Consider the following 13,423-nt stretch of genomic DNA (forward strand, 5'->3'; position numbering starts at 1 on the left):
ACGGGAGCCAAGAACATGAAAGCCACCGGACATTACGACCAGGTCAAGGACGTCGATCCGCAGGTCGTCCTCAACGACCACACCCGCCAGCACATCGAGGAGTGGGTGGCCCGGTTCCCGCCGGACCGCAAGCGCTCGGCGCTGATCCAGTCGCTGTTTGCGGCGCAGGAGCAGAACCATGGCTTCCTCACCGACGAGCTGATCACCGCCGTCGCCAAGTACCTCGGCCTGCCGGCCGTGTGGGCGTACGAGGTGGCGAGCTTCTATTCGATGCTCGAGACCAGGCCGGTCGGTCGCAACAACGTGGCCATCTGCACCAACATCTCGTGCTGGCTCAACGGCGCCGAGGAGCTGGTCAAGCACTGCGAACAGAAGCTCGGCATCAAGCTCGGTGAGAGCACGGCGGACGGCCGCGTGTACCTGAAGCGGGAAGAGGAGTGCATCGCGGCCTGCGTCTACGCGCCGGCGATGACGGTCAACGGGCATTACCACGAGCGTCTCACCACCGAGAAGCTCGATGCCATCCTGGACGGGCTGGAGTAAGACGATGGCGAACACCACCACCGGTCCGGTCGGACCCGCGCCGCAGGACCACCAGGTCGTCTATACCACCCTGCATTTCGACAAGCCCTGGGCGATGTCGAGCTACGAGCAGGTGGACGGCTACAAGGCCTGGCGCAAGATCCTTGCCGAGAAGACCGATCCGACCGCGATCATCGAGGAAGTGAAGAAGTCGAACCTGCGCGGCCGCGGCGGCGCGGGCTTTCCGACCGGCCTGAAGTGGTCCTTCATGCCGAAGGGCGACATGCAGAAGTACATCCTCTGCAACTCGGACGAGTCCGAGCCGGGCACCGCCAAGGATCGCGACATCCTGCGCTACAACCCGCATGCGGTGATCGAGGGCCTGGCGATCGCCTGCTACGCGACGGGCTCAACCGTCGCCTACAACTACCTGCGCGGCGAGTTCCACCACGAGCCGTTCGAGCACTTCGAGGAAGCGCTGGCCGAAGCCTACGCGGCCGGCCTGCTGGGCAAGAACATCCAGGGCAGCGGCATCGACGTCGACATCTACGGCGCGCTCGGCGCCGGCGCATACATCTGCGGTGAGGAAACCGCGCTGATGGAGTCGCTGGAGGGCAAGAAGGGCCAGCCGCGCTTCAAGCCGCCGTTCCCGGCCAACTTCGGCCTCTACGGCAAGCCGACCACGATCAACAACACCGAAACCTACGCTTCGGTGCCGGCGATCCTGCGCAACGGCGCCGACTGGTTTCTCAACCTTGGCAAGCCGAACAACGGCGGTCCGAAGATCTTCTCGGTCTCCGGCCACGTCGCCAGGCCAGGCAACTTCGAGATCCGCCTCGGCACCCCGTTCGCGGAGCTGCTGGAGATGGCCGGCGGTGTGCGCAACGGCAACAAGCTGAAGGCGGTGATTCCGGGCGGCTCCTCGATGAAGGTTCTGCCGGCCGCGGTGATGATGGAAGCCACCATGGACTACGACTGCCTGCAGAAGGCGGGTTCGGGCCTGGGGTCCGGCGCGGTCATCGTGATGGACGAGACCACCTGCATGGTCAAGGCCTGCCATCGCATCTCGCGTTTCTACTACGCCGAGTCCTGCGGCCAGTGCACGCCGTGCCGCGAGGGCACCGGCTGGATGTACCGCGTGCTCAGCCGCATCGTGGAAGGGAAGGGTACCGAAGACGACCTGCATCGCCTCAAGGCGGTCGCCGGCCAGATCGAGGGCCACACCATCTGCGCCTTCGGTGAAGCCGCCGCCTGGCCGGTGCAGGGCTTCCTGCATCACTTCTGGGACGAGTTCGAATATTTCGTGCGCAACGGTCGCTCCATGACGGACGACCAGCTTGCCGCCGCAAACCAGGGAGTCGCCGCCTGATGAGCGCGCAGCCAACCCCCGCCGCCCCCGATCTGCTGAACATCGAGATCGACGGCAAGCCCACCCAGATCCGCAAGGGCGCGATGATCATCGAGGCGGCCGACGCCATCGGCGTGCCGATCCCGCGCTTCTGCTACCACCGCAAGCTTCCCATTGCCGCCAACTGCCGCATGTGCCTGGTGGACGTGGAGATGGGCGGCCGCATGATGCCCAAGCCGCAGCCGGCCTGTGCCACTCCGGTGGCCGAGGGCATGAAGGTGATGACGCGCTCGGAGAAGGCGCTGAAGTTCCAGAAGGACGTGATGGAGTTCCTTCTGATCAACCACCCGCTGGACTGCCCGATCTGCGACCAGGGCGGCGAGTGCGAACTGCAGGACGTCTCGCTGGGCTACGGCCGCAGCGTGTCGCGCTACACCGAGCGCAAGCGCACGGTGGCCGACGAGAACATCGGTCCGCTGGTCGCCACCGAGATGACCCGCTGCATCCAGTGCACCCGCTGCGTGCGCTTCACCAGCGAGATCGCCGGCACCTACGAACTCGGTGGCATGAACCGCGGCGAGAACCTGCAGATCGGTACCTACATCGGCAAGACGATCGAGACCGAGCTGTCGGGCAACATCATCGACGTCTGCCCGGTCGGCGCGCTGACCAATAAGCCGTTCCAGTTCAAGGCGCGCGCCTGGGAGCTGACGGCGAAGCCGTCGATCGGCTACCACGACGCGCTCGGCTCCAACCTCTGGCTGCACACCCGCCGCGGCGAAGTGCTGCGCACGGTGCCGCGCGACAACGAGTCGATCAACGAGTGCTGGCTGTCCGACCGCGACCGCTACAGCTACCAGGGCCTGTATGCCGCCGACCGCGTCAGCGCGCCGGAAGTGAAGCGCAACGGCCAGTGGCAGGCGACCACCTGGGAAGACGCGCTGTCGTTCGCCGCCGAGGCGCTGCGCAAGGTGCCCGCAGGCGAGCTGGGCGTGCTGGCCAACCCGGCCACCACCAGCGAGGAGGGCGACCTGCTGGTGCGTCTGGCGCGCGGCCTGGGCAGTGCCCACGTCGACCACCGCCTGCGTCAGCTCGACTTCGCCGATGGTGCCGTCGCCGGCACGTTCGCGATGCCGGTAGCCGACGTGGCCAAGGTGCGCGGCGCGCTGCTGGTCGGCTCCAACCTGCGCCACGAGATGCCGCTGCTCAACCATCGCCTGCACCAGGCGGTGAAGAAGGGCGCGAAGGTCTACACGGTCAACCCGGCCGCGTTCGACTTCAACTACAAGCTGGCCGGCGAAGCCGTCGTCGCGCCGCAGTCGCTGGTTGACGCGCTGCTTGGCCTGGCCAGGGCGGCGGTGAATGCCGGTGCGTCCGCACCGGCGGCGCTGGCCGAGGCAATCGCTGCGGCGTCGTCCGACCAGGGGGATGCAGATGCCGTGGCCCAGCTGAAGAACGGCCCAGCGGTGATCGTGCTCGGCGAACTGGCGGTCACCCATCCGCAGGCTTCGTGGCTGCGTGCCATCGCCCGTTTCATCGGCGAGGCAACCGGGGCCGCGGTCAATGAGCTTCCGGTCGGCGCCAATGCGCTGGGCCTGGCCCGCGCCGGTGTACTGCCGGGCAACGGTGGCCTGGATGCACAGGCCATGCTGGCCAATCCGCGCAAGGGCTACGTGCTGTTCGGCGTCGAGCCGCCGTATGACTTCGCCGATGGCGGCAAGGCGCTCAACGCGCTGCTCGGCGCGGACTCGGTGGTCGCCTTCGCGGCATTCGCCAGTCCCACGCTGCGCGACGTCGCCGATGTGATCCTGCCGATCGCGCTGTTGCCGGAGACCGACGGCACGCTGGTCAATGTCGATGGCGTGCCGCAGCAGGTGCAGGCCGGTACGAAGCTGCCGGGGCAGGCCCGGCCGGGCTGGAAGGTGCTGCGTGCGCTGGGTGGCCTGCTGCAGTTCGCCGGTTTCGAGTTCGATGATCTGGCTGGTCTGCGTGCAGGCATGGCCGAGGTGTCGACCCGTCCGGGCGCGGTGGGCCTGGCCACCCGCGAAACGGTTTCCGGCCTGACCCGCCTGGCCAGCTGGCCGATCTATCGCACCGATGCGGTGCTGCGCCGTGCCGAAGCGCTGAACGCACACCCGCTCAATCGCGCGCCGGCCGCCCGCATGAATGCCGACGAGGCCGCCCGCCAGGGGCTCGTCGCTGACGCGGCGGTCAAGCTCGGGCAGTCGGTGTTGCCGGTCGTGATCGACGCTGCGGTGCCCGACGGTGCCGTCTGGATCGAGGCTGCACACGACCTCACCGCGACGCTGCCGGCCTACGGCGCAACCCTCACCCTGAGCAAGGCTTGACCATGGGCGACCAGATCCTCAACCAGCTCGTCTGGCCGATCGTACACATCCTGGCCATCGTGCTGCCGCTGGTGCTGGCGGTGGCGATGTTCGTGTACTGGGAGCGCAAGATCATCGGGTGGATGCACGTGCGGATGGGGCCGAACAAGATCGGTCCGCTCGGCCTGCTGCAGGCCTTCGCCGACGTGGTCAAGCTGCTGATCAAGGAAGTGATCCTGCCGACCAACGCGAACCGCTTCCTGTACTACCTCGCGCCGCTGCTGGCGCTGGTCCCGGCATTGGCCGCCTGGTCGGTGATCCCGTTCGGGACCAAGATGGTGCTGGCCAACGTCAATGCCGGCCTGCTGTACCTGCTGGCGATGACCTCGCTGGGCGTGTACGGCATCATCCTCGCCGGCTGGGCGTCCAACTCGCGCTACGCGCTGCTCGGCGCGATGCGTTCGGCGGCCCAGGTGATCTCCTACGAACTGGCCATGGGCCTGTGCCTGGTCTGCGTGCTGGTGCTGGCCGGTTCGCTCAACCTGACCGACATCGTGATGGCCCAGGCGGGCAGCAAGGGCATCGGCGAGTGGTTCATGTGGCCGCTGTTGCCGGTGTTCGTCATCTATTTCATCTCCGGCGTGGCAGAGACCAATCGCGCTCCGTTCGACGTGGCCGAGGGCGAGTCGGAAATCGTCGCCGGCTTCCACGTGGAGTACTCCGGCTCGGCGTTCGCACTGTTCTTCCTGGCCGAGTACGCCAACATGATCCTGGTGAGCTTCCTCGCCTCGATCCTGTTCATGGGCGGCTGGCTCAGTCCGTTCCCGGAGAGCTGGGGCTGGATCGGCCACGGCAACTTCTTCTGGCTGTTCGCCAAGGCCTTCGCCTTTGCCTTCCTGTTCCTCTGGTTCCGCGCCAGCTTCCCGCGTTACCGCTATGACCAGATCATGCGGCTGGGCTGGAAGGTGTTCATTCCCATCACCATCGTGTGGGTCCTCGTCGCCGGCTGCATGAAGTATTTCGGCTGGGTCACCATCGGCACGGGGGTCTGAAGAAAGCCATGTCCCGCATAACCCACTATTTCAAGAGCCTGCTGCTCATCGAGCTTCTCAAGGGCATGGCGCTGACCTGGCGCTACCTGTTCGCGCCCAAGTACACGATGCGCTACCCGATGGAGCACATTCCCAAGTCGAACCGCTTCCGCGGCCTGCACGCCCTGCGCCGGTATCCGAACGGCGAGGAACGCTGCATCGCCTGCAAGCTGTGCGAGGCGGTGTGCCCGGCACTGGCGATCACCATCGACTCCGCGCCGCGCGCCAGCGATGGCCAGCGCCGTACCACCCGCTACGACATCGACCTGTTCAAGTGCATCTTCTGCGGTTTCTGCGAAGAGAGCTGCCCGGTCGATTCGATCGTGGAGACGTCGATCCACGAATACCACTTCGAGCAGCGTGGCGAGAACGTGGTGACCAAGCCGCAGCTGCTCGCCATCGGCGACCGCTTCGAGGCCGACATCGCCGCCGCCCGCGCGCAGGACGCGGCGTACCGCTGAGGGCAGGGGACACACATGATCAATCCACAACTGTTCCAGCTGATCTGCTTCTACGCCTTCGCCACGGTCACCGTGGCCTCGGCGCTGGCCGTGATCACCTTGCGCAACTCGGTGCACGCCGTGCTCGCGCTGGTGCTGACCTTCTTCAGCTCTGCCTGCATCTGGCTGCTGGCCGAGGCCGAGTTCCTGGCGATCGCGCTGATCGTCGTCTACGTCGGCGCGGTGATGGTGCTGTTCCTGTTCGTCGTGATGATGCTCGACATCGACCAGGAGAAGATGCGCGAGGGCTTCGTGAAGTTCCTGCCGGTCGGCCTGATCGTCGCACTGGTGATGCTCGGCGAGATGCTCGCGCTGATCGGCGTGCGTGCTATGCACGCCAGGGTGCTCGGCGCGAATCCGGCGACCGAGGCGGGCCTGTCCAACACCGCCTGGCTGGGCCATGCGCTGTACACCGACTACCTGCTGCCATTCGAGATCGCCGCGCTGATCCTTACCGTCGGCGTGGTCGCTGCGGTCGCGCTGACCCTGCGTCATCGTGGTGGCGTGCGCTACCAGACCGCCAGCCAGCAGGTGGCGGTCAAGGCCAGCGACCGCGTGCGCATCGTCAAGATGGCCGCGGACACGAACTACGGCCGCACGCCGGCCCCGGCGGCTTCCGAGGAGTCCAAGTGATGCTCACGCTCTCGCACTACATCGTGCTCGGCGCGGTGCTGTTCTGCATCTCCGTGGCCGGCCTGTTCATCAACCGCAAGAACGTCATCGTGCTGCTGATGGCGATCGAGCTGATGCTGCTGGCTGTGAACATGAACTTCGTGGCGTTCTCGCGCTTCCTCGGCGACGTGTCCGGCCAGGTGTTCGTGTTCTTCATTCTCACCGTGGCCGCGGCGGAATCCGCCATCGGCCTGGCGATCCTGGTCCTGCTGTTCCGCAACCGCAGCACGATCAACGTCGCCGAAATCGACAGCATGAAGGGTTGATTGGATGGAACTCTCGACGGCAATCCTTCTCACCATCCCGCTGGCGCCGCTGGTCGGCTGTCTGCTGGCCGGATTCTTCGGCAAGTTCATCGGCCGGGCCGGTGCGCACAGCGTGACCATCCTGGGCCTGCTGGTCGCCTGCGGCCTGTCCTTCTACGTGCTCTACCAGATCACGATGGGTGGCGCGCCGGTCTACAACCACAACCTGTACACCTGGTTCGAGATCGGCAAGTTCAGCGCCAGCGTCGGCTTCCTGATCGACCGCCTGACCGCAATGATGATGGTGGTGGTGACCTTCGTGTCCCTGCTGGTCCACGTCTACACGATCGGCTACATGGCCGACGACCCGGGCTACCAGCGCTTCTTCAGCTACATCTCGCTGTTCACCTTCTCGATGCTGATGCTCGTGATGAGCAACAACTTCATGCAGCTGTTCTTCGGCTGGGAAGCGGTGGGCCTGGTGTCGTACCTGCTGATCGGCTTCTGGTACAAGCGGCCGACGGCGATCTTCGCCAACCTGAAGGCGTTCCTGGTCAACCGCGTGGGCGACTTCGGTTTCCTGCTGGGCATTTCGGCGGTGCTGTACTTCCTCGGCACGCTGGACTACGCCACCGCCTTCGCCGGCGCCGACTCGCTGGTCGGCAAGACGCTGACGATCACCCAGGGCATGCACTGGGACGCGCCGACCGTGATCTGCGTGCTGCTGTTCATCGGCGCGATGGGCAAGTCGGCCCAGGTGCCGCTGCACGTGTGGCTGCCCGACTCGATGGAAGGCCCGACCCCGATCTCGGCGCTGATCCACGCCGCGACGATGGTGACCGCCGGCATCTTCATGGTCGCCCGCATGTCGCCGCTGTACGAACTGTCCGGCTCGGCGCTCAGCTTCGTCATGGTGATCGGCGCCACCGGCGCGCTGTTCACTGGCCTGATCGGCATCGTGCAGAACGACATCAAGCGCGTGGTGGCCTACTCGACGCTGTCGCAGCTTGGCTACATGACCGTGGCGCTGGGCGTGTCGGCCTACTCGGGCGCGGTCTACCACCTGATGACGCATGCCTTCTTCAAGGCGCTGCTGTTCCTCGGCGCGGGCTCGGTGATCATCGCCATGCACCACGAGCAGGACATGCGCTACATGGGCGGCCTGCGCAAGTACATGCCGATCACCTGGATCACCATGTGGATCGGTTCGCTGGCGCTGTGCGGCGTGCCGTTCTTCTCCGGCTTCTACTCGAAGGACGCGATCATCGAGGCGGTCGGCGAGTCGCACCGCTGGGGCGCCCACTACGCCTACTTCTGCGTGATGGCCGGTGCACTGGTCACCGCGCTGTACACCTTCCGCCAGATGTACCTGACCTTCCACGGCAAGGAGCGATTCACGGTCAAGGCCCATCACGGCCACGGTCACGATGCGCACCATGACGACCATCATGACGATCACGGCCACCACGAGCCGGGTGTGCTCGAGCACGCGCCGACCGAATCGCCGTGGGTGGTGACCCTGCCGCTGGTCCTGCTGGCGATCCCGTCGCTGCTGGTGGGTATCTTCACCGTGGGCCCGATGCTGTTCGGCGGCTGGTTCGGCCAGGCGATCCACGTGGACGAGGCCAACAACGTGCTGGGCGAGATGGCGGGCGATTTCCATGGCGCGATGGCGATGGCGCTGCACGGCTTCACGCAGCTGCCGTTCTTCCTGGTGCTGACGGGCTTCGCCATCCAGACCTACATCTACCTGTTCAACCCGGCACTGGCCGGCCGGATCAAGAGCGCACTCAAGCCGCTGTGGACCGTGCTGGACCGCAAGTACTGGGTGGACGACGTCTATTTCGCGGTCTTCGCCCGCGGCGGCGTGAAGCTCGGTCGCCTGTTCTGGAAGGCCGGTGACGCCGCGGTGATCGACGGCGCCATGGTCAACGGTTCGGCCAGTCTGGTGCAGAAGATCGCCGCTGCGATGCGCCGCCTGCAGTCCGGCTACCTCTACCACTACGCCTTCGCGATGATTCTCGGCCTCATCCTGCTGCTTGGCGGGTTCTGGCTGGTCGGGCACTAAAGGGAATCCAGCTCCATGTTCAATCACCTGCTCAGCCTGCTGATCTGGCTTCCCGTGGTGGGCGCCGTCCCGGTGCTCCTCGCGGGCTCCGGCCGTCCCTCGCTGGCCCGCTGGCTCGCCCTGGCCGTCGCCGTCCTCACCTTCGCGGTGAGCCTGTTCCTGATTCCGCAGTACCACCTCGACGGTGCAGTGATGCAACTGGGTGAGGACCACCTGTGGATCGCCTCGCTCGGCGTGCACTACGGCCTGGCCGTGGACGGCATTTCGGTCGCCCTGATCCTGCTCACCACCTTCGTCACCATCCTGGTGGTCGTCGGTGCCTGGGAGGTCATTCAGGACAAGCCGCACCAGTACATGGCCGCCATGCTGGTGCTCGAGGGCCTGATGATCGGCGTGTTCTGCGCTACGGACGCGCTGCTGTTCTATGTGTTCTTCGAGGCGATGCTGATCCCGATGTTCATCCTCATCGGCATCTGGGGTGGCCCGCGTCGCGTCTACGCCACGATCAAGTTCTTCATCTACACGTTCCTTGGCTCGATCTTCATGCTGATCGGGCTGATCTACCTGTACCAGAAGGCCGGTACCTTCGACCTGCACACGCTGGCCGCGCTGCCGCTGTCGATGACCGAGCAGACCTGGCTGTTCTTCGCCTTCCTGCTGGCCTTCGCAGTGAAGGTGCCGATGGTGCCGGTGCACACCTGGCTGCCGGACGCCCACGTGGAGGCGCCGACCGGCGGTTCAGTGGTGCTGGCGGCGGTGATGCTGAAGATCGGCGGATACGGTTTCCTGCGCTTCTCGCTGCCGATCACGCCCGATGCCGCCGCCCACTTCGCGCCCCTGGTCATCGTGCTCAGCCTGATCGCCGTGGTCTACATCGGCTACGTGGCGCTGGTGCAGGACGACATGAAGAAGCTGGTCGCCTATTCGTCGGTGGCCCACATGGGCTTCGTGACGCTGGGCATCTTCATCGCCTTCATGCTGGTGCGGGACGCCGGCAACCTGGATGCGGCCAAGCTCGGCATGCAGGGTGCGATGGTGCAGATGATCTCGCACGGCTTCGTCTCCGGCGCGATGTTCTCTTGCATCGGCGTGCTGTACGACCGCCTGCATACCCGCCAGATCAAGGACTACGGTGGCGTCATCAACGTGATGCCCTGGTTCGGCTTCTTCTACGTGCTGTTCGCCATGGCCAACTCGGGCCTCCCGGGTACCAGCGGTTTCGTTGGCGAGTTCATGGTGGTGTTGGCCAGTTTCACGGCCAACCCGTGGATTGCGCTGTTCGCCGCCTTCACCCTGATCATCGGTGCAGCCTACACGCTGTGGATGGTCAAGCGCGTGCTGTGGGGTGACATCACCAACCCGCACGTGGCGGAGATGAAGGAGATCAACGGGCGCGAGACCTTCGTGCTGGCTGCCTTCGCCGCCGCGGTGCTCGCGCTGGGCATCTGGCCGCAGCCGCTGATCCATCTGATGGACCACTCGGTGGCGCAGCTGGTCCAGCAGCTGGCTGTTCACAAGATCTGATCGGGACCGACCATGCCCTCAATGAATGACATCCTGATCCTTGCGCCGGAGTTCTACCTGGTCGCGGCCGCGTGCTTGCTGTTGCTGCTCGACGCATTCATGAAGCCCGAGCAGCGGCACTGGCTGCACTGGCTCTCCATCGCCGTGCTGGCGGTGGCGGTCTACATGGTGGTCGGTGCCGTGCCGCCGGTTACCGTGACAGCCTTCCACGGCATGTTCGTGCGCGACGGCGTGGCGACCATCCTGAAGGTGTTCGCGCTGCTGACCACGATCCTGGTGTTCGTGTATTCGCGTCCCTACCTGCGCGACCGCAAGCTGTTCATCGGCGAGTTCTACACGCTGATGATCTTCGCGGTGATCGGCGTGATGCTGCTGGTCTCGGCCGGCAGCCTGGTCACCGTCTACCTCGGCCTGGAGCTGTTGTCGCTGTCGTCCTACGCGCTGGTGGCGCTGAACCGCGACGCGCCGCTGCCCTCCGAGGCGGCGATGAAGTACTTCGTGCTGGGTGCGCTGGCCTCGGGCATGCTGCTGTATGGCATGTCGATGGTGTACGGCGCTTCCGGCATGGGCGGGCAGGCCACCCTGGACCTGGCCCAGCTGAAGTCCGTGATGGGTTACACCCAGGCGCCGACGCTGCTGTTGTTCGGCCTGGTGTTCATGGTCGTGGGCATCAGCTTCAAGCTCGGTGTCGCGCCGTTCCATATGTGGATCCCGGACGTCTATCAAGGCGCGCCGACGCCGATCACCACCTTCATCGCCTCGGCGTCCAAGCTGGCGGCCTTCGGCATGGCCTATCGCCTGCTGGCCGGCGGCATGGCCGAGGTGTGGCACCAGTGGCAGCTGATGCTGGCGGTGCTGGCGGTGCTCTCGCTGGCGATCGGCAACCTCGTCGCGATCGTGCAGACCAACCTCAAGCGCATGCTGGCGTACTCGACCATCTCGCACATGGGTTACCTGCTGCTAGGCCTTTCGGCGGCCAACCCCGAGGGCTATTCGGCGGCGATGTTCTACGCGATCAGCTATGCGCTGATGAGCACGGCGTCGTTCGGCGTGATCCTGGCGCTGAGCCGTGCCGGTTTCGAGTGCGAGGAGATCGACGACCTGCGTGGTCTCAACCAGCGCTCGCCCTGGCTGGCCTTCCTGATGCTGCTGGTGATGGTCTCGCTGGCCGGTGTGCCGCCGATGTTCGGCTTCTTCGCCAAGCTGCTGGTGCTGCAGGCGGCCGTGCACGCGAACATGCTGTGGCTGGCGATCGTCGGCGCGGTGTTCGCTATCATCGGCCTGTACTACTACCTGCGCGTGGTGAAGGTGATGTACTTCGACAAGGCGGTCGAGGGCTCGGAACTGCGCATGCAGTCCGACGGCTCGCTGCGCGTGGTGCTGTCGCTCAACGCGCTGGGCCTGCTGGCCATAGGCCTGTACTGGGGGCCGCTGATCGCGTGGTGCCGCAACGCGCTGGCCGGCTGAGTCCCTTTCCCGGGGAAATATTCGCGGGAAAGACTTGCAAGAAACCGGCCATGTCGCTATAGTCTCCGGACTCTGATGCGGGGTGGAGCAGTCTGGCAGCTCGTCGGGCTCATAACCCGAAGGTCGCAGGTTCGAATCCTGCCCCCGCTACCACAGATATCTCACTCGATGCGGCGACCTCAGCGATGAGGTCGCCGTTTTCGCTTTTGAGGGTGATGCGGTCACCGAGCAGGTCACGGATCGCGGCGCGCGCTTCGTGCTTGTTGCGTCCCACGTCGGCCAGTCGATCGATGATGCTCTGCCAGCGCTCGCGGGCACGCGGCAGGAACTGCGCCGGCTGAAACGCCTTCAGCTGGTCCAGGTGCGCGCGAGCAGCGACCACATCGGCCTCCGACTTCACCAGCTCCGCCTTCGTGCTCGCCGTGATGATGCCGGCGCGGATCGCTCCCATCACGTTCTCATGCACGCGCTCTGCCTCGGCCACACGCCGGCGGCCGGAATCCAGGTCCGGCGCGGCGCGCTTGAGCGCTTCGGCTGCAGCCCGCTGGAATCGCGCGAAGGCGGCCTCGCTCAGCAGATCCTTTCGGATGCTCGCCAGCAGGGCATGCTCGAGCGTGGCGCGCGGCACGCGCAGCCGGGAAGGGCATACGCTATCCCCGCGATCCTTGTGCCTGGCGCAGCCGTACCGATAGCGGTCGACGATCACCATCGGGCCACCGCAGTGGTCACAGCGCAGCAGGCCGCTCAGCAGGTGCTTCGGCGGCCGGCCGGCGCCGGCGCCCGGCGTGACCGTACGCGCCGGCGAGGCGCCGCGGATCCGGGCCTGTGCAGCCTCCCACGTCGAACGGTCGATGATCGCCAGCTCCAGCTTCTCGGTGGTGATCCATTCCGACTCCGGCCGTTCCTTGCGCACGCGACGCCCGGTCTCCGGGTGCTTCACCCAGTGACTTCGGTTCCAGACCTGGCGGCCGATATAGATGGGGTTGGCCAAGATGCCGATGCCGCGCCGCACGTCGCCGTAGATCACGGACATGGCCCACTGGCCACCGCGTGGCGAGCGCACGCGCTCGGAGTTCAACGCCGCCGCGATCTCCCGCGGGCTGCGGCCGTCGATGTATTCGGCGTAGATCCTGCGCACCACGGCCGCCTGCGCCTCGTCGATCTCGCGCTGCCCGTCGCCCAGCGCCCGGTATCCATAGGGCAGGCCGCCGGCGCTGGCGCCCGCGAGCGCGCGCCCAGTGAGGCCGCGGTGGGTCTTCTCGGCCAGGTCATCCAGGTACAGCTCCGACATCAGGCCGCGCAGGCCGGTGTCGAGCTTGTGGTTCTTGCGTGCGGTGTCGACGCCATCACTCACGCCGATCAGGCGCACGCCGCGGAAGCGCAGGCGCTTGATCACCATGCCCAGCTCTTCCTTGTCGCGCCCGAAGCGCGACAGGTCATCGACCAGGATCACGTCGAACAGGTCCGCGTCGCGCAGCAGCTGCTGGTATCCGGGGCGATCCAGCCGCGCGCCGCTCACGGCGGCATCCTGGTACACCTCCGGCGCGGCCCAGCCCTGCCGGGCGCAGAAGGCTCGGCAGTTCCGGAGCTGGTCCTCGAGGCTGGCTTCCCGCTGGCTGTCGGAGCTGAAACGGGCGTATGCGGCTGTTTTCATCGGGG

General features: G+C 66.0%; 11 protein-coding genes and 1 tRNA gene. 11 read left to right on the plus strand and 1 reads right to left on the minus strand.

Annotated features, from left to right (window positions below; all coding sequences use genetic code 11):
• The first annotated feature begins 15 nt into the window (after nucleotides 1–15).
• The 11 genes from nuoE to NC595_RS18185 all read left to right on the plus strand — a co-directional run bounded on the left by nuoE (nucleotide 16) and on the right by NC595_RS18185 (nucleotide 11,917).
• A complete protein-coding gene (nuoE, locus tag NC595_RS18135; protein ID WP_253568753.1) occupies nucleotides 16–543 on the plus strand; it encodes an NADH-quinone oxidoreductase subunit NuoE in 528 nt (175 codons plus the stop codon).
• A 4-nt stretch (nucleotides 544–547) separates the two neighbouring features.
• The gene (nuoF, locus tag NC595_RS18140) at nucleotides 548–1,891 is read left to right on the plus strand and encodes an NADH-quinone oxidoreductase subunit NuoF (RefSeq protein ID WP_253568754.1); all 1,344 of its coding nucleotides are present in this window, start codon (nucleotides 548–550) and stop codon (nucleotides 1,889–1,891) included.
• The gene (gene nuoG / locus NC595_RS18145) at nucleotides 1,891–4,218 is read left to right on the plus strand and encodes an NADH-quinone oxidoreductase subunit NuoG (protein WP_253568755.1); all 2,328 of its coding nucleotides are present in this window, start codon (nucleotides 1,891–1,893) and stop codon (nucleotides 4,216–4,218) included. Before nuoF ends, nuoG begins: the two co-directional genes overlap by 1 nt.
• A 2-nt stretch (nucleotides 4,219–4,220) precedes the next feature.
• Entirely contained in the window at nucleotides 4,221–5,249 is a 1,029-nt protein-coding gene (nuoH, locus tag NC595_RS18150) for an NADH-quinone oxidoreductase subunit NuoH (RefSeq protein ID WP_253568756.1), read from the plus strand.
• Nucleotides 5,250–5,257: 8 nt separating this feature from the next.
• A complete protein-coding gene (gene nuoI, locus NC595_RS18155; protein ID WP_253568757.1) occupies nucleotides 5,258–5,749 on the plus strand; it encodes an NADH-quinone oxidoreductase subunit NuoI in 492 nt (163 codons plus the stop codon).
• 15 nt (nucleotides 5,750–5,764) lie between these two features.
• Nucleotides 5,765–6,421, plus strand: coding sequence for an NADH-quinone oxidoreductase subunit J (locus tag NC595_RS18160; RefSeq protein ID WP_253568758.1), 657 nt, complete (start codon nucleotides 5,765–5,767; stop codon nucleotides 6,419–6,421).
• Nucleotides 6,421–6,726, plus strand: coding sequence for an NADH-quinone oxidoreductase subunit NuoK (nuoK, locus tag NC595_RS18165; protein ID WP_017462246.1), 306 nt, complete (start codon nucleotides 6,421–6,423; stop codon nucleotides 6,724–6,726). Before NC595_RS18160 ends, nuoK begins: the two co-directional genes overlap by 1 nt.
• Nucleotides 6,727–6,730: 4 nt before the next feature.
• Nucleotides 6,731–8,773 carry an NADH-quinone oxidoreductase subunit L gene (gene nuoL / locus NC595_RS18170; protein ID WP_253568759.1) on the plus strand — a complete coding sequence of 681 codons (2,043 nt, stop codon included), beginning with the start codon at nucleotides 6,731–6,733 and terminating at the stop codon, nucleotides 8,771–8,773.
• A 15-nt stretch (nucleotides 8,774–8,788) separates the two neighbouring features.
• Nucleotides 8,789–10,297 carry an NADH-quinone oxidoreductase subunit M gene (locus NC595_RS18175; protein WP_253568761.1) on the plus strand — a complete coding sequence of 503 codons (1,509 nt, stop codon included), beginning with the start codon at nucleotides 8,789–8,791 and terminating at the stop codon, nucleotides 10,295–10,297.
• A gap of 12 nt (nucleotides 10,298–10,309) precedes the next feature.
• Nucleotides 10,310–11,764 (plus strand): NADH-quinone oxidoreductase subunit NuoN, encoded by a 1,455-nt coding sequence (gene nuoN, locus NC595_RS18180; RefSeq protein WP_253568762.1) that lies wholly within the window; start codon nucleotides 10,310–10,312, stop codon nucleotides 11,762–11,764.
• Nucleotides 11,765–11,840: 76 nt separating this feature from the next.
• Nucleotides 11,841–11,917 (plus strand) — tRNA-Met (locus NC595_RS18185).
• Here NC595_RS18185 and NC595_RS20595 read toward each other — a convergent pair.
• Nucleotides 11,874–13,418, minus strand: a complete 1,545-nt coding sequence (locus NC595_RS20595) for a recombinase family protein (protein WP_425493171.1) — start codon at nucleotides 13,416–13,418, stop codon at nucleotides 11,874–11,876. The genes NC595_RS18185 and NC595_RS20595 overlap by 44 nt on opposite strands.
• Nucleotides 13,419–13,423: the final 5 nt, after the last annotated feature.

The organism is Dyella lutea, from assembly GCF_024158035.1.
Classification (GTDB): domain Bacteria; phylum Pseudomonadota; class Gammaproteobacteria; order Xanthomonadales; family Rhodanobacteraceae; genus Dyella_A; species Dyella_A lutea.

Coding starts and splice junctions, on each gene's coding strand:
- nuoE (WP_253568753.1), top strand. CDS start 16: ATGAAAGCCACCGGACATTACGACCAGGTCAAGGACGTCGATCCGCAG.
- nuoF (WP_253568754.1), top strand. CDS start 548: ATGGCGAACACCACCACCGGTCCGGTCGGACCCGCGCCGCAGGACCAC.
- nuoG (WP_253568755.1), top strand. CDS start 1,891: ATGAGCGCGCAGCCAACCCCCGCCGCCCCCGATCTGCTGAACATCGAG.
- nuoH (WP_253568756.1), top strand. CDS start 4,221: ATGGGCGACCAGATCCTCAACCAGCTCGTCTGGCCGATCGTACACATC.
- nuoI (WP_253568757.1), top strand. CDS start 5,258: ATGTCCCGCATAACCCACTATTTCAAGAGCCTGCTGCTCATCGAGCTT.
- NC595_RS18160 (WP_253568758.1), top strand. CDS start 5,765: ATGATCAATCCACAACTGTTCCAGCTGATCTGCTTCTACGCCTTCGCC.
- nuoK (WP_017462246.1), top strand. CDS start 6,421: ATGCTCACGCTCTCGCACTACATCGTGCTCGGCGCGGTGCTGTTCTGC.
- nuoL (WP_253568759.1), top strand. CDS start 6,731: ATGGAACTCTCGACGGCAATCCTTCTCACCATCCCGCTGGCGCCGCTG.
- NC595_RS18175 (WP_253568761.1), top strand. CDS start 8,789: ATGTTCAATCACCTGCTCAGCCTGCTGATCTGGCTTCCCGTGGTGGGC.
- nuoN (WP_253568762.1), top strand. CDS start 10,310: ATGCCCTCAATGAATGACATCCTGATCCTTGCGCCGGAGTTCTACCTG.
- NC595_RS20595 (WP_425493171.1), bottom strand. CDS start 13,418: ATGAAAACAGCCGCATACGCCCGTTTCAGCTCCGACAGCCAGCGGGAA.